General features: G+C 69.9%; 19 protein-coding genes and 2 riboswitches. Of the genes, 10 read left to right on the top strand and 9 right to left on the bottom strand.

Annotated features, from left to right (window positions below; all coding sequences use genetic code 11):
* Positions 1-7: 7 nt before the first annotated feature.
* A complete protein-coding gene (locus DNK52_RS12165; protein ID WP_162598757.1) occupies positions 8-694 on the bottom strand; it encodes an ABC transporter ATP-binding protein in 687 nt (228 codons plus the stop codon).
* 202 nt (positions 695-896) lie between these two features.
* Here DNK52_RS12165 and DNK52_RS12160 point away from each other — a divergent pair, with 202 nt between their 5' ends.
* The 3 genes from DNK52_RS12160 to DNK52_RS12150 are packed head-to-tail and all read left to right on the top strand — an operon-like array spanning position 897 to position 5,316.
* Positions 897-2,561, top strand: a complete 1,665-nt coding sequence (locus DNK52_RS12160) for a glycosyltransferase (RefSeq protein ID WP_239455539.1) — start codon at positions 897-899, stop codon at positions 2,559-2,561.
* Positions 2,558-3,295 (top strand): HlyD family secretion protein, encoded by a 738-nt coding sequence (locus DNK52_RS12155; protein WP_110241290.1) that lies wholly within the window; start codon positions 2,558-2,560, stop codon positions 3,293-3,295. Before DNK52_RS12160 ends, DNK52_RS12155 begins: the two co-directional genes overlap by 4 nt.
* Positions 3,295-5,316: a glycosyl hydrolase gene (locus tag DNK52_RS12150; RefSeq protein WP_110241289.1), complete on the top strand. Its 2,022-nt coding sequence runs from the start codon at positions 3,295-3,297 to the stop codon at positions 5,314-5,316. Before DNK52_RS12155 ends, DNK52_RS12150 begins: the two co-directional genes overlap by 1 nt.
* 48 nt (positions 5,317-5,364) lie before the next feature.
* Here DNK52_RS12150 and DNK52_RS12145 read toward each other — a convergent pair whose 3' ends face one another.
* Together DNK52_RS12145 and DNK52_RS12140 are read right to left on the bottom strand one after the other, a co-directional pair.
* A complete protein-coding gene (locus tag DNK52_RS12145; RefSeq protein ID WP_162598756.1) occupies positions 5,365-5,769 on the bottom strand; it encodes a hypothetical protein in 405 nt (134 codons plus the stop codon).
* An 85-nt stretch (positions 5,770-5,854) separates the two neighbouring features.
* Positions 5,855-6,982: an ArsO family NAD(P)H-dependent flavin-containing monooxygenase gene (locus DNK52_RS12140; protein WP_110241287.1), complete on the bottom strand. Its 1,128-nt coding sequence runs from the start codon at positions 6,980-6,982 to the stop codon at positions 5,855-5,857.
* A gap of 97 nt (positions 6,983-7,079) precedes the next feature.
* Positions 7,080-7,189: riboswitch (cobalamin riboswitch) on the top strand.
* Between the two features lie 37 nt (positions 7,190-7,226).
* Between DNK52_RS12140 and cobN the strand changes: the two genes are divergently transcribed.
* Genes cobN through DNK52_RS12120 form a run of 4 tightly spaced genes read left to right on the top strand, consistent with a single transcriptional unit; the run spans position 7,227 to position 13,817 of the window.
* Positions 7,227-10,838: a cobaltochelatase subunit CobN gene (cobN, locus tag DNK52_RS12135; protein ID WP_110241286.1), complete on the top strand. Its 3,612-nt coding sequence runs from the start codon at positions 7,227-7,229 to the stop codon at positions 10,836-10,838.
* Positions 10,835-11,587, top strand: a complete 753-nt coding sequence (cobF, locus tag DNK52_RS12130) for a precorrin-6A synthase (deacetylating) (protein ID WP_239455538.1) — start codon at positions 10,835-10,837, stop codon at positions 11,585-11,587. The genes cobN and cobF overlap by 4 nt, the downstream gene beginning before the upstream one ends.
* A complete protein-coding gene (locus DNK52_RS12125) occupies positions 11,584-13,095 on the top strand; it encodes a cobyric acid synthase (RefSeq protein ID WP_110241285.1) in 1,512 nt (503 codons plus the stop codon). The genes cobF and DNK52_RS12125 overlap by 4 nt, the downstream gene beginning before the upstream one ends.
* Entirely contained in the window at positions 13,092-13,817 is a 726-nt protein-coding gene (locus DNK52_RS12120) for a cobalt-precorrin-6A reductase (RefSeq protein ID WP_110241284.1), read from the top strand. Before DNK52_RS12125 ends, DNK52_RS12120 begins: the two co-directional genes overlap by 4 nt.
* Before the next feature lie 11 nt (positions 13,818-13,828).
* Here DNK52_RS12120 and DNK52_RS12115 read toward each other — a convergent pair whose 3' ends face one another.
* From DNK52_RS12115 to DNK52_RS12095, 5 genes are read right to left on the bottom strand one after another with little or no spacing between them, the layout of a single operon-like run.
* Positions 13,829-14,758 carry a cobalamin biosynthesis protein gene (locus DNK52_RS12115; protein ID WP_110241283.1) on the bottom strand — a complete coding sequence of 310 codons (930 nt, stop codon included), beginning with the start codon at positions 14,756-14,758 and terminating at the stop codon, positions 13,829-13,831.
* On the bottom strand, positions 14,755-17,262 hold the full coding sequence (locus tag DNK52_RS12110) for a bifunctional hydrogenobyrinic acid a,c-diamide synthase/histidinol phosphate aminotransferase CobBC (RefSeq protein ID WP_239455537.1): 2,508 nt from the start codon (positions 17,260-17,262) through the stop codon (positions 14,755-14,757). The genes DNK52_RS12115 and DNK52_RS12110 overlap by 4 nt, the downstream gene beginning before the upstream one ends.
* Positions 17,259-17,873 carry a cob(I)yrinic acid a,c-diamide adenosyltransferase gene (gene cobO, locus DNK52_RS12105; protein WP_110241282.1) on the bottom strand — a complete coding sequence of 205 codons (615 nt, stop codon included), beginning with the start codon at positions 17,871-17,873 and terminating at the stop codon, positions 17,259-17,261. The genes DNK52_RS12110 and cobO overlap by 4 nt, the downstream gene beginning before the upstream one ends.
* Positions 17,873-18,658, bottom strand: coding sequence for a uroporphyrinogen-III C-methyltransferase (gene cobA / locus DNK52_RS12100; protein WP_110241281.1), 786 nt, complete (start codon positions 18,656-18,658; stop codon positions 17,873-17,875). The genes cobO and cobA overlap by 1 nt, the downstream gene beginning before the upstream one ends.
* Entirely contained in the window at positions 18,658-20,808 is a 2,151-nt protein-coding gene (locus DNK52_RS12095; protein WP_239455536.1) for a VWA domain-containing protein, read from the bottom strand. Before DNK52_RS12095 ends, cobA begins: the two co-directional genes overlap by 1 nt.
* Positions 20,809-20,833: 25 nt before the next feature.
* A riboswitch (cobalamin riboswitch) is annotated at positions 20,834-21,005 on the bottom strand.
* A 30-nt stretch (positions 21,006-21,035) separates the two neighbouring features.
* Here DNK52_RS12095 and cbiE point away from each other — a divergent pair.
* Positions 21,036-22,262, top strand: coding sequence for a precorrin-6y C5,15-methyltransferase (decarboxylating) subunit CbiE (gene cbiE / locus DNK52_RS12090; RefSeq protein WP_110241280.1), 1,227 nt, complete (start codon positions 21,036-21,038; stop codon positions 22,260-22,262).
* A 300-nt stretch (positions 22,263-22,562) separates the two neighbouring features.
* Positions 22,563-23,267 (top strand): hypothetical protein, encoded by a 705-nt coding sequence (locus DNK52_RS12085; RefSeq protein ID WP_110241279.1) that lies wholly within the window; start codon positions 22,563-22,565, stop codon positions 23,265-23,267.
* 202 nt (positions 23,268-23,469) lie between these two features.
* On the opposite strand, the gene DNK52_RS12080 is transcribed toward DNK52_RS12085, so the two are convergent.
* Complete coding sequence (locus DNK52_RS12080) at positions 23,470-24,837, bottom strand: hypothetical protein (protein WP_162598755.1); 1,368 nt, start codon at positions 24,835-24,837, stop codon at positions 23,470-23,472.
* Positions 24,838-24,996: 159 nt separating this feature from the next.
* Between DNK52_RS12080 and DNK52_RS12075 the strand changes: the two genes are divergently transcribed.
* Positions 24,997-25,668, top strand: a complete 672-nt coding sequence (locus tag DNK52_RS12075; RefSeq protein ID WP_110241277.1) for a hypothetical protein — start codon at positions 24,997-24,999, stop codon at positions 25,666-25,668.
* The last annotated feature ends 198 nt before the right edge of the window (positions 25,669-25,866 follow it).

Genomic DNA, 25,866 nt, shown 5'->3' with positions numbered 1-25,866 from the left:
CGAAACCTCAGGCCGAGGCACTGCTCCACTCCCCTGACGTCCTGACCTGCTTGAGTACGCCCCGGTCCAACTGGGCCACCCGGTGGCCCACCGCGATGGCCTCCTCGAGATCGTCCGTGGCGTAGAGAGTGGTCACTCCGTGCCGCGCCTGGGCCTCCACGAGGAGCTCAGCCACTTCGTGGCGGATCTCCGGTCGCAGGTTGGCCAGGGGTTCGTCCAGGAGCAGCACCGCGGGGTCTCGTACCAGAGCGCGGGCCAGGGCGACGCGGATCCGCTGGCCGGCGGTCAGTGGTGCGGGCCGCCCACCGAGGTGGGCAAGCAGGCCCAGGGGCTCAGCAACCCGTTTGACCTGATCGGCGATCAACGCTCTGCCCAGCCCGCGCTGCGTCAACGGCAGGGCAATGTTCTGGGCCACCGTGAGGTGCGGATAGAGCGCATAGTTCTGGAAGACCATGCTCACCAGCGGCGTGCTGGGCGAGGGGTTGGAGACGTCGACGCCCCCGATCAGCACCCGACCGCTGCTGATCGGCACGAGTCCGGCCACGATCCGCAGGACCGTCGACTTGCCTGCGTTGGGGGCCCCACAGAGCACCAGCAACTCACCGCTGCCGACCCGGAGCTCGAGCGCAGAGACGGCCGCGGTCTCCGCTCCGGCGTACTGGGTGGTGGCCCGCTCGAACCTGATCTCTGACATGGGACTCCCCTCGCTGCGACGTGACGCACAGGTGCGTCGAGTCGAACTCTCGTCCACGTCGTCCTGCTCGTCGTACCCGATACGAATGATCCCCGACCGTCTCCGCCCCAGCACGCCAGATCCTTTGCCGACCCGCAACCTGATGGACACACGTCGAAACATCCCCGTCGCCGACGCTACCTAGCGTCGAGTCTCAGCAGACGTGGAGATCCACGTCATGAGCGGGGGCTCCATGGACACCGATGACTTTGCACGCGTGACCCGGGTCAGCCCAGATGACCGTCGCAGCGCCACCCGCGACCAGCAGTCCCCGGTCCTGATCGCCATGACAGTCCTGGCGACCGTGGGGGTCCTGGTCTACGCGGCGTTCCTGCTGAGTCCGAGCAATCGCGGGGACATGCTGCCGTGGCTGCTGGTGATGGCGGCCGAGGGCGTCCTGGTCGCGCACGCACTGCTGGCCATGTGGATCGTGCTGTCGGCCGGCAGAGACCCGCGCGGTTACCACTACTGGGACACACGGGACCGCCTCTTCGGTCGAACGGGACTGGAGGGCCCACTCTCCTTGTCGGGTGGCGAGGTCACCGTGGAGGTCTTCGTGACCGTCTACGGCGAGCCGGTGCCCGTCGTGCGGCGCACCGTTGAGGCAGCGCTCGCCATCCGTGGTCGCCACCGCACCTGGCTGCTGGACGACGGGGACTCCGACGAGATGCGTGCCCTGGCCCAGGAGCTCAACTGTCGCTACCTGCGTCGTCTCAGCGGCGGAGGGGCCAAGGCGGGCAACATCAACCACGCCCTGACCCAGGCGAAGGGAGACTTCTTCTGCATCTTCGACGCTGACTTCGTCCCGAGTCCCAGTTTCCTGGAGGAGGTGCTGCCGTTCTTCTCCGACGACAACGTCGCCTTCGTGCAGACCCCTCAGACGTACGGAAACCTGCACACGATGATCGCGCGCGGCGCCGGCTACATGCAGACCGTCTTCTACCGTTTCGTGCAACCGGGCCGCAACCACTTCAACGCGGCCTTCTGCGTCGGGACCAACGTGATGTTCCGGAGGACGGCAGTCTCCGAGATCGGAGGGATCTGGGCCGATTCGAAGTCCGAGGACGTGTGGACGTCGGTGAAGCTCCACGAGCGGGGGTGGCGCAGTGTCTACCTGGCCCGGTCGCTGGCGGTGGGCGACGCCCCGGAGACGATCGAGGCGTACTCCAAGCAGCAGCTGCGTTGGGCCACGGGTGGCTTCGAAATCCTCCTGCGCTACAACCCCTTCTCCCCACGCCGGCGGCTCACCCTGGACCAACGGATCATGTACGGCATCACCGCCACGCACTACCTGACCGGGATCGCGCCCGGCCTGTTGCTCTTCGTGCCGCCGCTGGAGATCTACCTCGACCTGCACCCGGTGGACGTGAGCGTGGGCTTCGCGCAGTGGCTCGCGGTGTACGCCGGCTTCTACGTCATGCAGATCGTGCTGGCCTTCGCCACGCTGGGCAGTTTCCGGTGGGAGGTCCTGATGCTGGCGGCGGTCTCGTTCCCCATCTACCTGCGAGCTCTCCTCAACGTCATAGCCCATCGTGAGCAGAAGTGGCACGTGACCGGTTCCGCGCACGCCACTTCGTCGCCGTTCAACTTCATCATTCCCCAGGTGGTGACGTGGTTCTTCCTCCTGCTCACCTCCGGCGTCGCGGTGTGGCAGATCAACCGGAACGAGACCGTCACCCTCGGCGCGGCCTGGAACATCACCAACACCGTCATCCTGACCACCTTCGTCGTCGTGGCCTGGCGTGAGGCGCGCACCATCCGCCGGGGCAGGCGTGTGCGGTCGGTCCAGCCCGTTGCGGTCGCCTCTGTCGTCGAGGCCGCAGCATGACGTGGCGCAACAGGTTGCGGTTGTGGACCGCCCTCCTCCTGGTGTTGGTCGTGACGGCGGGGCTCACCCTCCTCCTCAACCAGCGGGAGCGCCAGGTCTTCAGCACGAACGCCGCCGTCCAGGTCACCGAGCACCAGGTGGGCTCCGACTACGGCGGCATCATGGTCGACCAGTTCGTGGAGCCGGACACCGAGGTGCGACGGGGCGAGAGACTCTTCACCATCTCCTCCTTCGCCCTCCAGAAGGACCTGGACAACGGTCTCGAGGCCCAGTCGACCCCGGCCTACGACCTCGACACGGACACCGGTCTGGTCACCTACCTCGCCTCCGCCGACGGAAAGCTGCAGGAGTTCGAGGTCCGCCAGGGGGGTTACGTCCCCGGCGGCGTGACGATGGCGGTGATCGCCCAGGAGAACACCGAATTCGTCAAGGCCCAGTTCCGCCTCGATCCGGTGGACTACGTCCGCATCCGCGTCGGTGGGCGCGCCGACGTGGAGCTCCCCAACCGGCGGATCCTGCGAGGAGAGGTCAGTTCGGTCAGCGTCGAGACCGTCGACGGACTGGCCTATGCCACCGTCTCCGTCCAGGCGCCCGAGCTGCGTGACGACGCGGTCGCGGCGTTTGCCCAACCCGGTGCTCCGGTCACGGTGGCGCTCACCCTGCACGACGACGGCATCCTCGCCGGACCCACCGACGCCTTCCTCCAGTGGTTGCACCGCGTCGGAGTGCGTTGATGCGGTGGGGGGTGGTGGGCATCGGCCTGGCCGCGGTGGCGCTGACCGCGTACGCGGTGGTGGGCCGGCCGGACGCCACCCGGGACCCGGAGGCCATGGTGCCGCTGCCCGCCGCAGAGCCGGCGTTGCCCGCCGCCACCCTCGCACCACTCGTCGAGCAGCTGCCCGAGCTCGAGCTGGCTGACCTTCCCGCGATGCGGCTGGCCTCAGGGCTGACCCCACCCACCAACCGATGGTTCTCCGGTCTGGTCTTCGCGCCGGCCCCCCAGCCGGTGTTCCCGCTTCCTCTCTCGTTCCGCGCCGATGACCGCACGTTCGACTACGGGTTGCCTCAAGTGGTGACCAGCACCGACCACATCGTCAGCAGCAGCCCGAGTGACCTGGTCGTCGAGGTCGAAGGCGCAGCAAGCACGCGCATGAGTGCGTACGACGTGGCTTCGGTGACTCTCGAGACGGTCGACGACGCAGGGGCCCGCCTCGTCAGCACCACCGTGGCGCAGGGTTCTCCCTACGTCACCCACCTGGCCCTCGAGGAGACGGTCCTGGGTCTGTCCGTGGCGTTCACCGGGGAGGGAGAGCTCGCCACGGCGCGCACGCCGACCGGCACGTGGGGCGTACGTCTTCGTGACGCCCGGTTGCAGGGCAAGAAGCTCACCGTCTCCCGGGGTGGCAGCGCGGTCTTCTTCCCGGTGCCTGCCGACGGCGCAGTGGAGGAGATGGGGCGCCACGCCTCACCGCTCACCGGCACGAGCGTCTCCTTCGAGGTCGGGGCCCGTGAGGTCACGACGTCGCTCACCTACGAAACGGTTGACGACGGCCCCACAGCTCACGGACTGCTCCCCCACCACACGGTCACTGATCGCGGGCGCTGCGACCTGGGCTCATGGCCCACGGTCTACGGCGCGTTGGAGATGTGCGGGGGACGGACCCTGCAGTGGTCGGCGCCTCGACTGCGTCCGCGCGCCGAGCTTGACCTGTCAGAGATCTCCGCGAAGCAACGTGAGGAGCTGGCGAGCCAGGTCCGGGCAGACGTGAGAGCCCTCCCGGACCCCCCGGCCGACACCTACTTCGGGGGCAAGCACGCCTATCGGACGGCCCAACTGCTCTCGATCGCGAGCCAGGTGGGCGCCGAGGGCGCCGAGAGCTCCGCCCTGGAACATCTCTCCGCCCTGCTCACGAAGTGGACCGAGGTCCAAGGGTGTGACACCCGGCAGGAGTTCTGCTTCGGCTATGCGCCCGAGTGGAAGGGAGTCGTGGGTCGCACCCCCTCCTTCGGCTCCGAGCTCTTCAACGACCACCACTTCCACTACGGCTACTTCCTCTACGCTGCAGCCGTTCTCGCGGCCCACGACCCTCAGGTCATCGAGACCTTGAGACCGGTGATGACCCTGCTGGCCGCTGACATCGCGGGCGGTGAGGACACGGGGCTCACCCCGCAGTGGCGCCCCTTCGACGTGTACGCATCGCATTCCTGGGCGTCCGGCACCAGCGACTTCGCCGACGGCAACAACCAGGAGTCGTCCTCCGAGGCGGTCACTGCGTGGGCTGGTCTGGAGCTCTGGGCCCGGACCGTGCAGGACCCCGCTCTGGAACGACAGGCCGCCTGGATGCATGCCTCCGAAGCGCACGCAGGCGCGCACTACTGGACCGGTTTCGACCTGGACGACCCGGTCTACGACGGCTTCGGACACTCCGTGATGGGCATCAACTGGGGAGCGAAGCGCGACCACGGCACGTGGTTCTCCGCCGCGAGCTCGGCCGTCCTGGGGATCCAGTTGATTCCGATGAGCCCCTCCATCGACCACCTCGCGGGCGACCCGGATCGCATCCGCATGAATGCCCGTGGGAGCGGCGACGGCCCGCTCGCCGACTACGTGACCATGTACGCCGGCCTGGCTGGGCCCACGGATGCGCGCGAGGCCCTGGAACAGGCCCGCACCCTTCCTGCGGACGCCATCGACCAGGGCAACAGCCGCAGTTACCTCCTGGCGTTCCTGATGGCGCTGACGCGGGGCGACTGAGGCAAGGCGACTGAGGCAGGGCTCCAAGGAGACGCAGGCGGGCTCCGGTCACTGGCCGTCTGACTCCGGCGGGAGCTCGGTGACGGATTCCGTGGTGGTGGGCATGACGTCCCACGCCGCCGACAGTGCTTCGACCTCGAGATGTCGGCTTTCGCCGGGCAACAGGTCGTCCAGCCCCAGGGCCGACCAGTACGCAGGATGCCGGTCGCCGGCCAGTACGGCGGTCACCTGCCCGCGGATGGGTGCTCTGGCGTGGTGTGCCGCGACCTGGACATAGCCGCGACCCGAGTCGTCGGATCTCCAGGCCAGCGCCTTGCACTCCTTCAGCACCACCGCCCAGGCCAGGAGACCTGAGGGGTCCTCGACCGTGGCCGTGACGTCTCCCACGACGTCGATCTCGGGGCTGATGCGCAACAGGACCATGAGCTCTCGAGCAGCTGCTGTTGGGTACACCTCACACACTCCGGAATCACACGTCAGGCTTGTTCCATCTCCCATTTTCGCCACGCCGCGCTGCTTTTCAAGAGTCGGAGAGGGGTCACTTCATCTCGACGACGGCCTCCGCAGTCGCCCGCGCCGAGGGCCCGATCCCGGCAAGCGTCGCGGAGGCCGGTCCCGTCCAGTCGCCGTATCCCACCAGGTGCAGTCGTGGTTCGTGGAGCGCCTGGGTGCCGGATGGTCCGCCGACCGGCACCCGGCCGTGCTCGGTCCGCAGCCCCAACGGGCGCAGGTGTCGCAGCGCGGGGCGGAAACCGGTGCACCAGATGATCACGTCGCACTCCCGTGCGGTGCCGTCGGCCCACACCACTCCTCCCGGGACCAGTCGGGTGAACATGGAATGCGGGTGCAGCACTCCTCTGTCACGGGCGTCCTTGACACTGGGGACCATCACGATGTCGCCCAACCCCGCGACGCCGCTGTGCTCACGCCCTTCCCTGAGCGCCTGGATCCGGGCTCGGGCCGTGGCGAAGAGGGCACGACCGTCCACGTCGTCGGGCAGAAAGCGAGGTGGGCGGGCGGTGACCCAGGTGGTGTCCGCCACCGTCGAGATCTCAGCCAGGATCTGCGCTGCGGAGTTGCCGCCGCCCACGACCACGACCCGTTGCCCGGCGAAGGCCTCGGGAGTCCGGTAGTCGACCGTGTGGAGTTGTTGACCGGCGAAGTCACGCATCCCCGGGTACGTCGGCCAGAAGGGTCGGTCCCACGTGCCGGTGGCGGAGACCACACGGCGAGCAGAGAAGACGCGCTGCCCCGCCGTGACCAGCAGACGACCGTCCGGGGCGTCGTCGGCCCGTGAAACTGCCTCGACCCGGTCCGGACGCAGCACCCGAAGGTCGTACCGGTCCTCGTACCGAGCGAGGTAGGCCACGACGTGGTCGCGGGGAGGAAACCCGTGGGCGGCGTCGTCCCAGGGCGGCATCATCCAGCCCGGGAGCGAGGAGAAGCTGGCCGGCGAGAACAGGCGCAGGCCGTCCCACGTACGCGGCCAGGCCCCTCCCGGCTGTTCGGCTGCATCCAGCACCACGAAGTCCTGCCCCGGGGTCAACCCGGCGCGGCGCAGGTAGAAGGCGGTGGCCAACCCCGACTGACCCGCCCCGATCACGACGACGTCCGTCTCCACGGCCGAGGAACTCCTGACGGGCGAGGCGTCGTGGCTGTCGGTCATCGGGCTGGACGCTCCCTCTTGCGGTGGGCTGCAGGCGATCGACCCTACAGCCGCTCAGACGTGGACTGGCCGAGCGTGTCCGACACTGTCGGTGCCGTAGGCTGACCGGGCTCGTGGCGCCAGGAACCCGGTGAAAGTCCGGGGCGGTTCCGCCACTGTGACCCTCGACGAGGGCAGCCAGACACTGGCCACGGGCTGATCCGACCGCTACACGGGGCGAGAACCCCGGAGGAGGAACCCGGCCATGGCCGCGTCCGCACACATCTGCCTGCTCTCGACGTCCGACACGGACCTGCTCTCCGCCCGCGCCAGCGGCGCCGACTACGGCCTGGCGAACCCCAGCCGCAGCACCGGTGTCGAGCTCGACACCGTCGTCGAGGGTGCCGATCTCGTGGTGGTCCGTCTCCTGGGCTCCCCGCACGACCTCTGGTCGGGTGTCCTCAACCTCCGGGCCGCCGGGATACCGGTCGTGGTCCTGGGCGGCGAGCAGCAGCCGAGCGCTGAACTGATGGAGCTCTCCAGCGTCCCGATCGGGGTCGCGGCCGAGGCGCATCGCTACCTCGCCGAGGGCGGCCCGGCCAACCTGGCGCAGATGCACGCCTTCCTCTCCGACACGGTGCTGCTCACCGGCGAGGGCTTCGAGCCCCCGGCAGCCATCCCGTCGTGGGGTCTCGCGGAGCGGGCTGCACCGACCGACCCGGACCTCCCGAAGGTCGGCATCCTCTACTACCGGGCCCACCAGGCCAGCGGCAACACCGCCTTCGCCCACGCGTTGGCCGATGCCGTGGACGCCACGGGACAGGCCGTCGGCGTCCCGATCTTCGCCGGCTCCCTGCGCAGCGCGCCCGACGACCTCTTCGAGGCGCTCGACGGGCTCGATGCGCTGGTGGTCACGGTGCTCGCGGCCGGCGGCAGCGTGCCTGCCTCGGTCTCCGCCGGTGGCGACGACGAGACCTGGGACGTGGAACGCATCGCGGCCCTCGACATCCCGGTGCTGCAAGGACTGTGCCTGACCAGCAGTCGGGAGGAGTGGGAGGCCAACGACGACGGTGTCACCCCCCTCGACTCCGCCAACCAGATCGCGATCCCGGAGTTCGACGGGCGCATCATCACCGCCCCGTTCTCCTTCAAGGAGATCGACGTGGACGGGCTCCCCCGTTACGTCGCCGACCCCGAGCGGTGCCGGCGCGTCGCCCAGATCGCGGTGAACCACGCCCGTCTCGGCCACGTCGCCAACAGCGAGAAGAAGGTCGCGCTGGTGCTCTCCGCGTACCCGACCAAGCACTCCCGGATCGGCAACGCCGTCGGGCTCGACACCCCGGTCTCCACCATCCACCTGCTGCGGCGCCTGCGGGACACCGGCTACGACGTCGGCGCTCCGGGCGCCATTCCGGGCCTCGACCTGGACGACGACACGGAGGCAGGCGACGCCCTCATCCACTCGATGATCGCAGCTGGCGGGCAGGACCAGGAGTGGTTGACCTCGGGTCAGCTCACCGACGCCCACGTGCGGGTCACCGCCGAGCAGTACGCCCGCTGGACCACTGACGTCCCGCAGGCTCTGCGCGACGAGATGACGAAGGCGTGGGGCGAGGCGCCCGGCAGCCTCTTCGTCAACGACGCGAACGAGATCGTCCTGGCCACCCTGGTCGCCGGCAACGTGGTGCTGCTGATCCAGCCGCCTCGCGGGTTCGGCGAGAACCCTGTCGCGATCTACCACGACCCCGACCTGGCGCCCACCCACCACTACATGGCCGCCTACCGCTGGCTCGAAGCCCCTGCGAGTGACGGCGGGTTCGGCGCCCACGCGGTCGTGCACATCGGCAAGCACGGCTCGCTGGAGTGGTTGCCCGGCAAGAACGCGGCGCTCTCGGCCGAGTGCGGCACCGACGCAGTGCTGGGCAGCCTCCCGCTCTTCTACCCGTTCCTGGTCAACGACCCCGGGGAGGGCGCCCAGGCCAAGCGCCGCGCCCACGCCACCATCATCGACCACCTGATCCCGCCGATGGCCCGGGCAGAGACCTACGGAGACATCGCTCGTCTGGAGCAACTGCTCGACGAGTACGGCAACATCGCCGCGATGGACCCCGCCAAGCTGCCGGCGATCCGTGGCGAGATCTGGCAGTTGATGAAGGCCGCTGAGCTCCACCGCGACCTGGGGTTGGAGGAGCGCCCCGGCGACGAGGACTTCGACAGCTTCCTCCTGCACGTCGACGGGTGGCTCTGCGAGATCAAGGACGTCCAGATCCGCGACGGTCTGCACGTGCTCGGTCAGGCACCCGTCGGCGACGCTCTGGTGAATCTGGTCCTGGCTGTCCTGCGCGCCTCACAGGTCTGGGGCGGCGTCGGCAACGCGGTCCCCGGGCTGCGGGCAGCGCTCGGACTCTCCGACGGCGCTTCGACCGTGCAGGTCGATGCCTTCGAGGCGGAGGCCAGGTCACTGGTGACGGCGTTGGCCGACGCCGACTGGGACCCGGCCGCCGTCGACGCCCTGCACCCCGACCCCGACGTGCGGACCGCACTGACTTTCGCAGCCACCCAGGTGGTCCCCCGCCTCACGCAGACGACCGACGAGCTCGACGTCCTGCTCCGTGCGCTGGAAGGTGGCTTCGTGGCGGCCGGCCCGTCGGGCTCTCCGCTGCGGGGCCTGGTCAACGTTCTCCCGACGGGGCGCAACTTCTACACCGTCGACCCGCGTGCGATCCCGTCCCTGTTGGCCTGGCAGACAGGTCAGGCGATGGCCGAGTCGCTGGTGCAGCGCTACCTGGACGAGACCGGTGAGCACCCGACCTCGGTGGGCCTCTCGGTGTGGGGAACGAGCGCAATGCGTACCTCCGGCGACGACGTGGCCGAGGTCCTCGCCCTGCTGGGGGTCCGACCGCAGTGGGACGACATGTCGCGTCGGGTCAACAACCTCACCGTCATCGGCCTGGCGGAGTTGGGCCGGCCCCGCATCGACGTCACCGTGCGGATCTCGGGCTTCTTCCGCGACGCCTTCCCCCACGTGGTCTCGATGCTGGACGACGCGGTCCAGTTGGTCGCCGACCTCGACGAGCCGGACGAGATGAACTTCGTACGTGCCCATGCCCGGGCCGACCTCGAGGAGCACGGTGACGCACGTCGTGCCACCACCCGGATCTTCGGCTCCAAGCCGGGGTCGTACGGTGCCGGCATCCTCCAGGTCGTGGAGTCGGGCGGGTGGCGCGACGACAACGACCTGGCCGAGGTCTACACCGCGTGGGGTGGTTTCGCCTACGGCCGCGGTCTGGACGGGGCCCCGGCCGCCGACGACATGCGTACGGCGTACCGGCGGATCAAGGTCGCGGCGAAGAACGTCGACAGCACCGAGCACGACATCGCCGACTCCGACGACTACTTCCAGTACCACGGCGGGATGATCGCCACCGTGCGCGCGCTGACGGGCTCGGACCCCAAGGCGTACGTCGGTGACTCCACCTCGCCCGACGCGATCCGCACCCGCACGCTCCAGGAGGAGACCAACCGGGTCTTCCGGGCCCGGGTGGTGAACCCGCGTTGGATCTCCGCGATGCAACGCCACGGCTACAAGGGCGCGTTCGAGCTGGCCGCGACCGTCGACTACCTCTTCGGTTTCGACGCCACCGCCGGGGTGGTGCACGACTGGATGTACGAGTCGTTGGCGAGCTCGTACGTGCTCGACGAGACCAACCAGGCCTTCCTGCGCACGTCGAACCCGTGGGCGCTGCGCGGCATCGTCGAGCGCCTGCACGAGGCAGCCGAGCGTGGGCTGTGGGCCGAGCCGGACAGCGAGACCCTGGCTTCGCTGCAGAAGGTCTACCTCGAGGTCGAGGGCGATCTGGAGGACGACCAGCAGTGAGGCACGTGCACGTGGTCGGCTTCGGCATGGGCCCTCAGCACCTGACCTCGGAGGCCGTGACGGCTCTGGCCGCGGCCGACTACGTGCTCGCGGTGCGCAAGGGCAGTGACGACGAGCTGCTCGAGGTCCGCCGGCGGATCTGCGCCGAGCACGACCTCACCCTGGTGGAGGTGCCTGACCCCGAGCGGGACCGCGACGACCCGGCCGACTACCCCGCTGCGGTGACGGCCTGGCACGCTGCGCGCGTCGACGCGTACGCCGCGGAGCTCACCGCCCGGCCCGGGACCGCGGCCTTCCTCGTCTGGGGTGACCCCGCGCTCTACGACTCGACCTTGCGGATCCTCGACCAGCTGGCCGAGCGGGAGGAGTTGGCGGGGTTGACGTGGGACGTGATCCCGGGCATCAGCGCCCCGCAGGTGCTCGCGGCGCGGCACCGGATCGTGTTGCACGAGGTGGGTCAGCCGATGCACCTGACCACTTCTCGGCGGCTGCGCGAAGCGGTGGACTCCGGCCAGCGCAACGTGATGGTGATGCTCGGCTCCGCGCCCAGCCTGGGGCAGCTGCACGACCTGGATGACTGGCAGATCTGGTGGGGCGCCAACCTGGGTGCCACCGGAGAACGCCTGGTCGCCGGACGGGTCGGCGAGGTCCTCCCGGAGCTGCTCACCGCACGGGAGGATGCGCGCGCCGAGGCCGGCTGGGTGATGGACACCTACCTGCTGCGGGCCCCGACCGGAGCCCCGGCATGAGTGGACTGCTGGTCGCCGGCACCACGTCGGACGCCGGGAAGTCGGTCGTCACCACGGGTCTGTGCCGCGCGTTTGCCCGCCGCGGGGTCTCGGTGGCGCCCTTCAAGGCACAGAACATGTCGAACAACTCGATGGTCTGCTTCGACCGCGACGGGAGCCCCGCAGAGATCGGCCGGGCCCAGTGGGTGCAGGCGCTCGCCGCCCGGGTGACCCCTGAGCCGGCCATGAATCCCGTGCTCCTCAAGCCGGGGTCGGACCACCGCAGCCACGTCGTGGTGATGGGTCAACCCGCCGGCGAGGTGTCGGCGGGCGACTTCGCCACCGGACGCCGGCACCTGGCGCGGGCCGCCCACGCGGCGTACGACGATCTCGCCGCCCGCTTCGACGTGGTGGTGGCCGAGGGGGCAGGGAGCCCGGCCGAGATCAACCTGCGCGCCAGCGACTACGTGAACATGGGGCTGGCACGGCACGCCGACCTCCCGGTGGTGGTGGTGGGTGACATCGATCGTGGCGGGCTCTTCGCGGCGATGTTCGGCACGCTCGCGCTGCTCCAGCCCGCCGACCAGGCGTTGGTGGCGGGCTTCGTGGTCAACAAGTTCCGTGGAGACCTGGGGTTGCTGCGTCCGGGGCTGGTGCGGTTGGAAGCGCTCACCGGCCGGCCGGTCCACGGCGTGCTGCCGTGGCACCCGGATCTGTGGCTCGACTCCGAGGACGCTCTCGACCTGGAGGGGCGGCGCACCCGCACGGCGGCGCGGGTGCGGGTGGCGGTCGTACGACTCCCCCGGATCAGCAACTTCACCGACGTCGACGCGCTCGGGTTGGAGCCCGACCTCGACGTCGTCTTCGTCTCCGACCCGCGTGACCTGGCTGATGCCCACCTCGTGGTGCTACCGGGCACCCGGGCCACGCTCGCCGACCTGGCCTGGTTGCGTACGCGCGGGCTCGACGCCGCGATCACCGCCCACGCCGCGGCGGGGCGGCCGGTGCTCGGCATCTGCGGCGGCTTCCAGATGTTAGGGCGCGAGATCCGTGACCCCGACGGCGTCGAGGGCGCGGTCGGTGCGTACGCCGAGGGACTCGGCCTGCTGCCCGTGGCCACCGCCTTCGCCGCCGAGAAGGCGCTGCGTCTGCCGTCCGGCGCAGCTCTCGGCGCACCCGCCGAGGGCTACGAGATCCATCACGGACGGATCACCCGCGACGACGGTGCCGAGGAGTTCCTCGGCGGGGCACGCACGGCTCAGGTCTTCGGCACCATGTGGCACGGCAGCCTCGAGGGCGACGCGTTCCGGGCCGCCTTCCTCGCCGAGGTGGCGGGACTCGCTCCGTCGGGCGTCAGTTTTCCGGCCGCCCGCGAGCGTCGCATGGAGCTCCTCGCCGACCTCGTCGAAGCACACCTCGACGTCGATGCCCTGCTCGCCCTGGCCCGGGATGGCGCACCTGACTCCCTCCCGATCCTGGCCGTGCCCGCGCTCGCCAGGCCCGCGCTCGCCAGGGAAGGTCAGCGATGAAGGTCCTGCTGCTCGGCGGCACTGCGGAGGCGCGTGACCTCGCGAGTCTGCTCGTGCAGGCCGACGTCGACGTCACTTCGTCGCTGGCGGGACGGGTCGACCGGCCGCGACTGCCGGTGGGACCGGTGCGGATCGGTGGATTCGGCGGCGTGGCCGGGCTGCGGAGCGCACTCGTCGACTACGACCTGGTCGTGGACGCCACCCATCCGTTCGCGCGTGGGATGAGCGCCAACGCGGTCGAGGCCTGCGCGGGCGAGCAGGTCCCCCTGCTCCGGTTCGAGCGGCCGGGCTGGGAGCCTGACCCAGCCTGGCGCTACGTGACCACCCACGACGAGGCAGCCGTGCTGGCGGCTTCGCTGGGCGAGCGCCCCTTCCTCACCGTCGGGCGCCAGGAGCTGGCCCGGTTCCTCCCGGCCCTCACCGACGCGCACGTGCTGGCCCGGGTGGTCGACGCGCCGGACATCTCGCTGCCACCGTCATGGCGGTTGCTGACCAGCCGTGGTCCGTACACGCTCGCGGGCGACCTGGAGGTGATGGGTGAGCACCGCTGCGACGTGCTGGTCACCAAGGACTCCGGCGGCACCTACACCTGGCCCAAGATGCAGGCGGCCGCTGAGCTCGACATCCCCGTCGTGGTCGTCGAACGGCCTAGGCCTGACCCCCGTGCGCTCGTCGTCGACACGGTGGGTCCGGCTCTGGAGTGGGTGCTGTCGCACCGTTGAGTGGGGCTCGCTCAGGGTCGCTGACCCCGAGCGGCCACTCCAACGGCCGCGGCGAGGGCGACCACACCCGCGCGTCCTGCAAGGCCGGTGGATCGGGGGATGTCATCGCGCGTGGGAGCGGGCCCGTCCCCCATGGTGGGACGGCGCTCGAGCCGGTCTCCGTACTGGTTGGTGCCCCCCAGCGTGACCCCGAGAGCCCCGGCGAACGCTGACTCCACCACGCCGCCGTTCGGGCTGGGGTGCTTTGCGGCATCACGCCGCCAGGTCTGCCACGCTGCACCGGCTCGACCAGGTGCGGCCACGAGCACCGACAGTCCGGCCAGCCGCGAGCCCGGCAGGTTGAGCAGATCGTCGAGACGCGCGGAGGCCCACCCAAAACGTTCGTAGCGCGGGTTGCGGTGTCCCACCATCGCGTCCAGCGTGTTGGCCGCCCGGTGGGCCAGGAGACCGGGAACTCCCGCCGCCGCGCCCCACACCAGTGGTGCCGTGACGGCGTCGGAGGTGTTCTCCGCGACGGACTCGACCACCGCTCGCGCCACCTCGTCGGGCGACAGGCTGCTCGTGTCGCGACCGACCAGGTAGGTGAGGCGGTGACGTGCGCCGGCCAGGTCGTCGTCGGCCAGGAACCGGTGGACCGCCAGCGCCTCGCGCTCGAGACTCCGGCCGCCCAGCACCGTCCACGTGGCGAGGGCCGTGACCACGACATGCAACCCCGGCCGGTGACGGCAGAGCCGCTCAAGGCCGACCCCCAGCCCGGCGGAGCCACCCACGAGCAGGGCTGTGTACGCCGTCCCCCAGGCGCGCGAGTCGTCGTACAGGCGGCCTTCGAGTCGAGCAGCAAGAGTGCCGAACCCGGCGACCGGATGGCCGCGGCGCGGGTCGCCGAGAAGCCTGTCCGCGACGAACCCCAGCACCAGCCCCAGGGCCCGTGACGCGTTCATGCGCCGAGCGCGGCCGAGGCGCCGGCGCGTACGTCGTCCAGCGCACGCAGCAGCTGGGCAGTCGTCTCCGGTGGCCGGACGGCGATCCTGGCCCACTCCGCGTCCAGACCCGGGAAGGTGTCGGCCCGGCGCACGGCCACGCCGTGGTCACGCAACCTCTCCCGGGTCCCGCGCCCCAGCCGGGCCAGCACGAAAGAGGTCTCGGAGCCGATGACCTCGATGCCGCGCTGGTGCAGGGCGTCCACCAGCGCGGTGCGCCACTGCGCGATCCGTCTGGCCCGACGCGCGCCCTCGATCGCGGCCTCGGAGCCGGTGCAGGCGAGCGCGGCTGCGATGGCCGGTGTGGAGACCGACCAGGGCACCTGTCTGGCGGCCAGGCCGGTGATGACCCGGTCGTTGCCGAGCACGTAGCCGGCGCGGATGCCCGGGATCGACCAGTGCTTCGTCAGGCTGCGTACGACGAGCAGGCCGCGGCGCCGGTCCCCCGCCAGTGACTGGCTCGGGTCGACGACCGCGTCCATGAAGGCCTCGTCGACCACCACGACCCGTTTGGGACGACGCAGCTTGAGGATCTCCTCGGCCGGGTGCAGCACGCCGGTCGGGTTGGTCGGGTTGCCGAGGATGACCAGGTCGGCGTCCTCGGGCACCGCAGAGGCGTCGAGTCGGTAGCCGTCCTCGGGGCGGCAGTGCACCGCGGTGACGTGGTGGCCGGCCCGCTCCAGGGCCGCATGGGGTTCGGTGAACTGGGGGTGCACGACCACCGCGTGACGCCACGGTTTCCACCGGGCGACCAGTTCGAACGCCTCCGCCGCTCCGGCGGTCACCAGGACCTCGTCGGGACGACGGTGGTGCAGCTCGGCGATGGCGGCGCGTGCCGGGGTCGGGTCCGGGTAGGTGAGCGAGCGTTGGACGCCGTCGCGCAGTGCGCTCTCCAGCCAGGCGGGACGCGGCTCGGGGTGCACGTTGACCGCGAAGTCGACGAGTCCATGTCCGGTCTCCACGTCACCGTGGTGCAGCAGTGGATCTGTCACGGCCACGTCGGTCACCGTCACATCGGTAACTGCAGCGCCGGTCACTTCAGGATCGGCTGCCGGCATGCGTACGACCGTGGCCGACGGCGCCCGCACCGTGACCGGGGTGGCGCGGGCCGCGGCCTCGGCCAGTCGCCGCGCCATCACCGGGTGTCCGGCCCAATGGGTGTGCAGGTAGGAGGCGTGCAGGGTGGGGGTGCCCGCCCCGATCAGTTCGCCGTCGATCTCCCAGGCGGGCGTCCACCCGCGCGCAGGTGCAGTCAGCGCAGTGCGATGGAACTCATGGCCGTGCACCCGCTCCCCGGCGCGGGTCAGCAGGTTGTCGCTCGCCGCGATCGCCTCCGGATAGCGCAGCACCAGACGCTCCCCCATCGCCGCACTGGTGCCGATCACACCCGCCATCGCGGAGCCGTCCAAGGAGTCGATGAGGTAGAGGAGTCCGGCGCACTCGGCGACGGTGGGCAGCCCGGCCTTCACCGCATCCCTGACCTGCTCGAGCAGGACGCGGTTGCGGGACAGTTGCTGGACATGGACCTCGGGGAACCCGCCACCCAGCAGAAGAGCACGGGTGCCCTCGGGCAGCGCCGGGTCGCGCAACGGGTCGAAGTGGACGACGCGACAGCCCGCCGCACGCAACAACTCTTCGGTCTCGGCGTACGCGAAGGTGAAGGCCCGTCCGCCGGCCACGGCCACCACGGGCGCGTCTGCGGTGACAACGCGCACCTCACGGTGCGGGTCCCAAGCGACGGCGGTCAGGCCAGGCGCTCCCCGGGCAACGTCGAGCAGCGCGTCGAGGTCGACGTGACGCCCGACCTGCTCACCCAGGCGTTCGACCGTCTCCGCCGACTCGTGGCGCTCCCCCGCCGGGACCAGGCCGAGGTGGCGCGAGGGCGACGAGATGTCGTCCCTGCCCGGCACGACCCCCAGGACAGGGAGGCGCAGGCTGCGCTCGACCTCCGCGATGTTGCGCGCCGATCCGGCACGGTTCAGGATCACGCCCACGACGTCGACGTCCGGGTCATAGGAAGCCATGCCAGCCACGACAGCGCCGACGGAGCGCGACATCCGAGAGATGTCCACGACCAGCACGACCGGCGTACGCGTCAGCTTGGCCACGTGCGCCGTGGAGGAGAAGCCGTCGGTGCCGAGGCGGCCGTCGTGCAGCCCCATCGCGCCCTCGATCACCGCCACGTCGGCACCCCGCGCGCCGTGCAGGAGCAACGGGGCAATGCGCTCCTCACCGACCAGGTGAGGGTCGAGGTTGCGTCCGGGGCGTCCGGTGGCCAGGGCGTGGTAGCCGGGGTCGATGTAGTCGGGGCCGACCTTGTGGCCCGAGACCTCCAGCCCGCGACCGCGCAGCGCCGCCATCAGACCGGTCGAGATCGTGGTCTTGCCCTGCCCGGTCGAGGGCGCCGCGATGACCAGGCGCGGCAGGCTGGTCGCCGCCGCGACGTCGGAGCCGGCCGGACTCACCACTCGATCCCCCGTTGGCCCTTCTGGCCGACGTCCATGGGGTGCTTGACCTTGGTCATCTCGGTGACGAGGTCAGCCACCTCGACGAGCTCGGGCGCGGCGCGTCGTCCGGTGACGACCACGTGTTGGCGACCGGGGCGGTCGCGCAGCGTGGTGACCACGTCGTCGAGGTCGACCCACCCCCAGGCGATCGGGTAGACGAATTCGTCCAACACATAGAGGTCGTGGGCTTCGGCGGCCAGACGCCGCTTGATCTCCTGCCAGCCTTCGGCGGCGGTACGCGCGTGGTCTTCGGTGTCTCCCTGCTTCTTGGTCCAGGACCAGCCCGCGCCCATCTTGTGCCACTCCACCGGGCCGCCCTCGCCGGTCTCCTCGTGCAGACGGCCGAGGCGTTCGAGCACGGTCTGCTCCCCGATGCGCCACTTGGCCGACTTCACGAACTGGAAGACCCCGATGGACCAGCCCTGGTTCCAACCCCGGATTGCGAGACCGAAGGCGGCGGTGGACTTCCCCTTGCCATCCCCGGTGTGGACCATCAGCAGGGGTCGGTTGCGGCGTTGGCGGGTGGTGAGGCCGTCGTCGGGGACGGTGAGCGGCTGACCCTGGGGCATCAGAAGACCTCTTCGAGAGTGCGGGTGTCGGTGGCGGTGTCGGTCGAGGTGGCGAAGGCCGCCACCGCGCCGATGACGGTGACGGCGGGCGGGTCCACGTGAGCCGCCGCTGTGGCGATCTCGGTGACGGACGCGCGTACGACCTGTTGGTCCGGGTGACCACCGCGGGCCACGACCGCTGCCGGGGTGTCCGGATCGAGGCCGGCGTCGAGCAGGGCGGCGGTGATGGCCGGCAGCGTCGCGACCCCCATCAGGACGACCAGCGTCGTGCCGGAGCGCGTCAGGGCGGCGTAGTCGAGGGTGGAGTCGGGATGGTCGGGGGGTACGTGCCCGGAGATGACGCTGAACCCCTGCACCAACCCGCGGTGCGTGACCGGGATGCCGCCCAGGGCGGGGACGGCGACCGATGAGGTGACGCCGGGGATCACCCGGACCTCCACCTGCGCCTCGGTGCAGGCAAGGAGCTCCTCCATCCCGCGGCCGAAGACGAAGCCGTCCCCGCCCTTGAGCCGGACGACGCGCCGTCCCGCGCGGGCGTGCTCGACCAGGAGCTCATTGATCCGCGCCTGCGGGGTGAAGGCTCCGCGGGGCAGTTTGGACACGTCCACGACCAGTGCCTCCTCCCGGGCCCAGGCCAGTGCGCCTTCGGGGGCCAGGTGGTCGACGAGCAGTACGTCGGCCTGCTCGACGGCTGCGCGTCCGGCGACGGTCATCAGGCCCGGGTCGCCCGGACCTCCGCCGACCAGCGCCACGGAGCCGGGCAGCAGGGGTGCGAGCGAGCTCATCACGCCACCCGCCCGGAGACGACGTCGACCAGTCCGGTGGCGCTCACCTGCGCCATCGGGACGTGCTCGGCGCGCAGGTGGGTCGCGAGCGTGCGGGCCAACCCGAAGCGCAGCGGCCCGTCCTCACAGTCGACGACCACGCTCGGCACGCCCAGGGCTGCGACGTGCGCGGCGGCCTGGCGCGAACGTACGACCGGGTCGGCGCCTGCGGTGGCGCGGCCGTCGGTGACGAGCACCAGCAGCGGGCGCAGTCGAGGATCGCGGAGGCGTTCGCGACGCAGGACGGCGCCGGCCATCAGCAGCCCTTCCGCGAGCGGCGTACGTCCCCCGGCCGGGAGGTCGCCCAGCAGCGCGGCGGCGATCTCGACCGAGCCGGTGGGCGGCAGGGTCAGGTGGGCGTCGGCTCCGCGGAAGCTGATCATGGCGACCTTGTCGCGTCGCCGGTAGGCATCGGTGAGCAGCGAGAGGATCGCGGTCTTCACCTGGGTCATCCGGCGCCGCGCCGCCATGGAGCCGGACGCGTCGACGCAGAAGAGCAGCAGGTTGGCCTCGCGCCCCTCGCGCACGGCGGTGCGCAGGTCGGCGGGATGCAGGGTGAAGCGGCCTCGGGACCCAGCCAGATCGCTCGCGGCGGGCCCGCCGGCGTGCCGTTCGGCGGCGGCCCGCAGGGTCTCGACCAGGTGCACCGAGCCGGATGCGGAGCCGTGGCCGGGAGACGCGCCGACGCGCCGACCGCTGGCACCGAGCGCCCGGCTGCGGCGCCCCGGAGTGCCCTCGCCGACGCCGTCGACGGTGAAGAGACGTGGCCGGTAGGCGTGCTCGGCCTGGACGGTGGTGCAGCCACCGGGGCCGTCCGGCTGGGGCGCTCGCGGGGGTGCGGGCGTCTCGAGGGGTGGCTCGGGGTCCGCTACGGAGGGATCTGTCGCGGGGCCCGGGGTGTCCAGGTCAGGGGCGTCCTCGACGGCGGCGGGCGCGTCGTGGGGCTCGTCGGCGGACTCGGGGGTGTTGTCCAGGCTGTCTTCGGGAGGGGACGCGGGGTCGTCGGACGGTCCCTCGTCGGTCCCCGTGGGGTCGGTGTCAGCTGGGTCGGTGGGGTCGGGCGGTTCGGGCAGCTCGTCGTCGCCGAGGATCCGGTCGAGCAGGTCCTCGTCCAACCCGGGGGCATCGAACGGATTGCGGCGCCGGCGGTGCGGCAGCGCGAGCAGCGCCGCGGCCCGGATGTCCCCGCGGGTGACGAACCGACGCCCGGCCCACGCGGCGTGGGCGACCGCCGTACGCGCGGTGACGATGTCGGCGCGCAGGCCGTCCACCTCGAAGGCGGCGCACACCTCGGCGATCTTGAGCAGTGCGGCGTCGCCGAGGGTGACCGCGTCGAGGCACTCGCGGGCTTCGGCGACGCGGCGAGTCAGCTCGGCCTGGCTGGACGCGTACGCCGCAGCGAACTCGGCGGGGTCGCGGTCGAAGGCCAGGCGGCGTCGCACCACCTCGACGCGCAGCGCCGGCTCACGCGGTGCCGCGACCTCGACGGTGAGGCCGAACCGGTCGAGGAGCTGTGGGCGCAGCTCGCCCTCCTCGGGGTTCATGGTGCCGATCAGCACGAAACGGGCGCTGTGGCCGAGCGAGACCCCGTCGCGTTCGACGGTGACCTGTCCGGTCGCGGCCGCGTCGAGCAGCAGGTCGACCAGGTGGTCGTGCAGCAGGTTGACCTCGTCGACGTAGAGGAGGCCGCGGTGGGCACGGGCGAGCAGTCCTGGCTCGAACTCGACGGCCCCGGCGGTGAGCGCCTTCTCCAGGTTGAGCGAACCCAGCACCCGGTCCTCGGTCGCGCCGACGGGCAGCTCGACCAGGCGCACCGGACGGCTGACCACTGCGGTGGTGCCCGACGCTGCGTCGGGCGAGGTCGCCGTCGGGTCGTGCGGATCGGCGGAGAACCGGTCGGTCTCGTGCACGTCGATCCACGGCAGCACCTCGGCCAGGCCGCGGACAGTGGTCGACTTCGCGGTGCCCTTCTCGCCCCGCACGAGGACGCCGCCGATGGCGGGGCTGATCGAGGTGAGGACGAGGGCGAGGCCCATGTCGTCGAGACCGGAGGCGGTCGTCGGGTCGTACTCGCAGCCGACGACGGCAGAAAATGGGTACTTCAGTGGCACGTTGAGGCTCCCGCTCGTAGGCCATGGATGGCTTGGTCGCGAGGCCGGTCTTCGGACTGACCAAGTCACTCCTGTCGGAGTGCTCGGCTCACCGCAGCGGGCCTGTGCCGGATTTTCACCGGCTTCCCAGATTCTCCCCGTTGTCCGTCCCCACCGTTTCCGATGGCTGGGGCGCAGGGGCACCTCACGTGTTGGGCGTGACGATAGCCTCCCGACTCGTGGATGACATGACAGGCCCTCCCGGTGGACACCTCGTGACCGTGGTCGGGATCAGTGCCGACGGGGCACTCGACGCTGCGGCCGAGGCCTTGGTGCGCCGAGCCGACGTGGTGCTCGGCGGACGTCGACACCTCGACCTGGTGGCGCCGGTCGCGGGGCAGGATCGACGCCCCTGGCCCTCCCCCCTGACGCCCGCGCTGCCGTCGGTGATGGAGGAGTTGCGGGGACGTCGGGTGGTGGTGCTGGCATCGGGTGATCCCCTGGTCTCGGGCATCGGCACGACACTGGTGCGGGCCCTCGGGGCGGACGCCGTACGCATCGTCCCGGCGGTCTCGTCGGTGGCCCTGGCGCGAGCACGTATGCGCTGGTCAGCCGTGGATTCGGTGGTCGTGACGCTGGTCGGACGGCACGAGGCGCGGGTGCTGCGCGAAGTCGCTCCGGGACGCCGAATCCTGGTCCTGACGTCGGGTCCCGAGACGCCGTCGATCATCGGCGAACTGTTGACCGAGACCGGTCACCCAGACGCTGTGATGACCGTGTTGGGCGACCTCGGCAGCGAGGCCGAGTCGCGGGTCGAGAGGAGTGCGCGGGAGTGGTCGACGACCCCTGTCGACGACGTACCAGCGCTGCACGTGCTGGCCATCGAGATCCCTGCGGGCTCCGGTGCTTGGCGCTCTTCCTGGGTGGCCGGACTCCCGGACGACAGCTTCGAGAACGACGGCCAACTCACCAAGCGCGACCTGCGTGCCTCGGCCCTGGCCCGTCTCTCCCCTGCTCCCGGACAGCACCTCTGGGACGTCGGGGCCGGCGCCGGTTCGGTCGGCATCGAGTGGATGCGTGCTCACCCGACGTGCCGTACGACCGCTGTGGAGTCCGACCCGGAGCGCGCGGCACGAATCGGACGCAACGCCGTACGCCTCGGCGTGCCCGACCTACGCGTGGTGGAGGGTCGCGCCCCCGATGCGCTGACGGGCCTCGACGTCCCGGACGCGATCTTCATCGGCGGCGGCGCCACGCGGCCCGGGGTGCTGGACGCCTGTCTGGCCGCGCTGCGCCCGGGCGGTCGCCTAGTCGTGCACGGGGTGACCTTGGAGACCGAGTCGTTGCTCGGGGACGCCTACCACCGCCACGGCGGGGAGCTCACGCGGTTGGCTGTGGAGACGACGCAGCCGGTGGGGACGTTCACCGGGTGGACGCCCCTGCGGACCGTGACTCAGTGGAGTTTCAGGGGTTGAGGGCGGGTGCGCACAAGTCGGTCCTAGCGCCCAGAAGGACGCAGGTGGCACGCCGTGCTCACGATCGCGGGCAGGCCAATCCCATCCTGGCCCGGTCTACGGTGGTGCTGGCGAGTTCTTGGTGTTCACGACCTCCCACGCCCGCTACGTTGCTGTCATGACCCAGGGGGAATGGGCGCTGACCATGTCTGCGCTCTCGCTCGGAGTGTCGTCGGTGCTTGGCATCTGGCAGGTTTGGCGCTACTTCCTCGAGGGCGGCCGCGCCACGGTGACGTTGGAATTCGGCCGTCCCACGCGGACATGTTCTCGAAGCAGAGCACCGCATCGCACGGGTCCAACAACCCGTTCTTCCGCCACAGCCGTGACGACGACTACCTCGAGGTGCTGTTCGTGACCGTGGCTAATTGGGGCCGGACCGCGTTGACGGTCTCCGAGGCAGGCATCGACCTCGGGCCCACCGCGGCGTACCGATGGAAACCGCGTAAGCGCGCGCGGAACCGACACCGGGTGACACCGACCAACTTCGCCTTCGAGGGCGAGCAAACCAGGACCCCAGTCCGCCTGGAGCCGTTCGACTCGTGTCTCTTCATCTACGACGCCGAGCCGGCGCTAAGCACCGAGCTGGGCAACAAGCAGCCGGTCCGCGTCCTTCGTGGGTACGCCCTGGTCGCCGGTCGGCATAAGGCCGCGATCTCAAAGGAGTCGATGAGCGTCCCGGACGGACGAGTCCACCTCTCCGAGGAGAAGCCCTCGATACGGCGCGTCATCTACGCCGCCCTCGATCGCGACAGGCGCGCTGACGACTCACCGGCGGAGAAAGTCGGCTATTCGCCGGAGTACCTCGCGTGGAAGGTCTGGCGCGCAATGGACGAGGGAACGCCTCTGGGGCAGGCCCTCAAGAACGCCATCAACGACGACGAGGCAACAGGAGCGATGCCGATGCTCACCGCGCGAATGGCCCTGAGAAAGCACGGCTACGCGGTGGATCTCGACCCGAATGCCTAGCCCGCACATTCAGCGGGCCCGACGCGATGCGCCGCCGGCCAGCTGGCGCAGTTCAGAGGGGTTTGCCATGCGCCATACGAGGCGCGACCTGCCGCCGCATTGGCCTGAGGTTGGAAAGGCACTCGGCCACGATAAACATCCCCTGCGGATGCGACGTGAACTGACCGACCCGTGCGTTGGCCTCCTCCAGCGGAGGAGCGTCCTACTGCTTTTCGATGTGGTTGATGATGCCGAGCAGAGTGTCGGTCGCCGTGCGGAGCCGGTCGATCGACACGACGAGAGATGGCGAGTGGACAACCTCATTCCGCAGACCGCGGAGGACGTTGAGCTCCATGAACTGCTCTGAGTCGATCAGGCCAGCGTCGAACGCTGCTTGGACTTGATGCGCCAGACTACGGCGAGTATCGGGAAGGCGCTCCGACAGGGTCTTCTCCAGACCGGCCCAAGCATGCACGAACATCTTGAAGTAGAGGCCGGCGACGTCGCCATTGGCTTCAGTGACGTGCTGGTCAAGCCGCGCACGAGACGAGGGGTGTCGCGTCGCCGACATAGCCTTCCGATAGGCCTCGTACCGCTCCTCGTTGCCGGACAACATGAAGTCCGCCAACTGTTCCGCGACGGGGCGCCGCTCGAAGTCTTGCTCGAGGCTATCGAGGTATGGCGCAACAGCGTCAGCAGTCGCGACCCCTTCTTCCGTGAGGTAGCGGAACAGGATGTCGACGCGACCGACAGTGGCATCCGTAGGCACTTGGCCCAAGTCCGCGAGGCGAGAACGGAGGAACTCCCCGAGTTCGTAATGGTCCCTGAACGGTGTACTCGCGGCGTTGACTCGCGCGTCATGCGCCTTCTGCAATTGCTCAAGGGCGATCTCACCAGCGAGGACAAGCCCGTTGAGTTGGTCCAAGAGTGCGTACTCGGAGTCCGAGAGGCGTCCTTCAAGCGGCTTGTAGACAAGGTCGTGTTCGACCTCGGACCAGGCGTGCATCAGCACGGACGCTACTTGGACTTCGATGATGGCCTTCACGTAGCGGGCCTGATCGGCCGATAGGGATGCCTCCGGCATTTGGACGCGGAAGTGCCGGGCGCCATACCCGGAGAACCGCTTTCGCAGGGGCGGGTCCGATGGCCTCTCGGTGGCTGGCTCTGCGGGTCCGGACCGCGCCTCCGCGGGGAAGCGGCGCGCGTGCCGGACGTCGAGGATGTCACGAACGAGCTGCTCCGTTTCGTCCATCTGGCCGGGGAAGTAGAGGGCGATGCGGACGCCGGCTCGGTCGGCGATGTCGCCTTCGATCTCTTCGAGAGTCGCATACGGTAGTTCGCGCTCGTGATTCCGCTGTTTGAGCTTGTCGGCCAACCGATTGACTGACTTGGCGCGACTCGTCACGTATGCGCGGAGCCCTGCGCTGTTGAGCTCGCCCTCAAGGAGTCTGCGCGCAGCCCCAGCAGCTGCTTCCCAGTAGTCATACTGGCGTTCGTACTCGGCGACAAAGTCCTCGATAACGCCCACGGTTTCCTCGACTCGATCATGCGGACAGGTCCGCTCGAAGTGTACGTATATGGAATCTCCCACGGCGCATTCGAGCCGCTCTGGGTCTTGGGATTGCGCTGCCGACAGTCCCGAAGCAGCGTCGTCGGATCACTCATGCGTCCATCCGCCGCGTAGGGGCAGCCAGAGGCGAGCATCCGCCGCGCCCAGTCGCCAGCGCCGAACCTCAACTAGTCTCGCCCAATGCCGCTTCCACTTGAGATCCGTGACACCTTGGACGCCTATGCCCGAGATGACCTCGACGGCGACTTAGAGGATCACCTCGGGTTCTTCGACTTCCTTGCAGATGACGGCGAGTTGCAGCGCCGGGTCGGGGAGGAGTATTTCACGGCACGCTACCTCTACAAGTTCTTCGAGGGAATGCGGATCGAGGACGAGTGGGCTCGTCGAGCACAAGTACAACTGCAAGTGCAGCAGTACGCATCCATCTATGAGGCCTGCGTCCACCACCTCCTCTTCGCGCGCGCAGCCGACAGGCCGGAGGTCCAAGGGCTGCTCAGCATCAAAACCCTGAAGCCTTGGAGCGTCAGCGGGGATCTCCGCGACCGACTGGGAGCAATCTCGGCGCCGGACGGACGGCGCGTAGTTGCTGCTATCGATAGCACGATCAAGCTCGACGAGACCAAGGTTCGATTTGATTCCAAGGCCCGCGCTGCAGCGGCCATCGGCATCGTGGATGAGGCGCTTGCCCTTGAGTTGGTCGAGTTCTACACGGCTCGAAACATGATCCACATCCACGCTGAGTTGAAGCGTGGGGCGGATTGGTCTTGGGAGATCGATTTCGCGAAGAAGGCATACTGGCGACTCCACAAGTTCGGGCAGCAGGCGCGCGCATGGCTCGGCGCGCTGGACTAAGCAGGACGGGGTGTGCCGGAAGTACGGCCGCGGTCCGGGGCCGAGCCACACCAGAAGCACCGGTGGCAGCCGTATAGAGAGCCGCCCGCCGATCACCTGGACCGAATCTGGCCGAACGTCGGTCCTACGGGAATCGTCTAGTCGCCGCGATCAGGACACGTCACCGAACAAGCGTGCATCGTCCACCGACCTAATTCA

The sequence above is a fragment of the Nocardioides gilvus genome (genome assembly GCF_003194605.1).
Taxonomy (GTDB): domain Bacteria; phylum Actinomycetota; class Actinomycetes; order Propionibacteriales; family Nocardioidaceae; genus Nocardioides; species Nocardioides gilvus.
The sequence above is the reverse complement of the archived record's forward strand: the minus strand, read 5'-3'. Positions and strand labels throughout refer to the sequence as shown.

What these genes read in the sequence shown, in the direction of transcription:
- DNK52_RS12165 (WP_162598757.1), bottom strand. Translation starts at nt 694, where the DNA reads ATGTCAGAGATCAGGTTCGAGCGGGCCACCACCCAGTACGCCGGAGCG.
- DNK52_RS12155 (WP_110241290.1), top strand. Translation starts at nt 2,558, where the DNA reads ATGACGTGGCGCAACAGGTTGCGGTTGTGGACCGCCCTCCTCCTGGTG.
- DNK52_RS12150 (WP_110241289.1), top strand. Translation starts at nt 3,295, where the DNA reads ATGCGGTGGGGGGTGGTGGGCATCGGCCTGGCCGCGGTGGCGCTGACC.
- DNK52_RS12140 (WP_110241287.1), bottom strand. Translation starts at nt 6,982, where the DNA reads ATGACCGACAGCCACGACGCCTCGCCCGTCAGGAGTTCCTCGGCCGTG.
- cobN (WP_110241286.1), top strand. Translation starts at nt 7,227, where the DNA reads ATGGCCGCGTCCGCACACATCTGCCTGCTCTCGACGTCCGACACGGAC.
- DNK52_RS12125 (WP_110241285.1), top strand. Translation starts at nt 11,584, where the DNA reads ATGAGTGGACTGCTGGTCGCCGGCACCACGTCGGACGCCGGGAAGTCG.
- DNK52_RS12120 (WP_110241284.1), top strand. Translation starts at nt 13,092, where the DNA reads ATGAAGGTCCTGCTGCTCGGCGGCACTGCGGAGGCGCGTGACCTCGCG.
- DNK52_RS12115 (WP_110241283.1), bottom strand. Translation starts at nt 14,758, where the DNA reads ATGAACGCGTCACGGGCCCTGGGGCTGGTGCTGGGGTTCGTCGCGGAC.
- cobO (WP_110241282.1), bottom strand. Translation starts at nt 17,873, where the DNA reads ATGCCCCAGGGTCAGCCGCTCACCGTCCCCGACGACGGCCTCACCACC.
- cobA (WP_110241281.1), bottom strand. Translation starts at nt 18,658, where the DNA reads ATGAGCTCGCTCGCACCCCTGCTGCCCGGCTCCGTGGCGCTGGTCGGC.
- cbiE (WP_110241280.1), top strand. Translation starts at nt 21,036, where the DNA reads ATGACAGGCCCTCCCGGTGGACACCTCGTGACCGTGGTCGGGATCAGT.
- DNK52_RS12085 (WP_110241279.1), top strand. Translation starts at nt 22,563, where the DNA reads ATGTTCTCGAAGCAGAGCACCGCATCGCACGGGTCCAACAACCCGTTC.
- DNK52_RS12075 (WP_110241277.1), top strand. Translation starts at nt 24,997, where the DNA reads ATGCCGCTTCCACTTGAGATCCGTGACACCTTGGACGCCTATGCCCGA.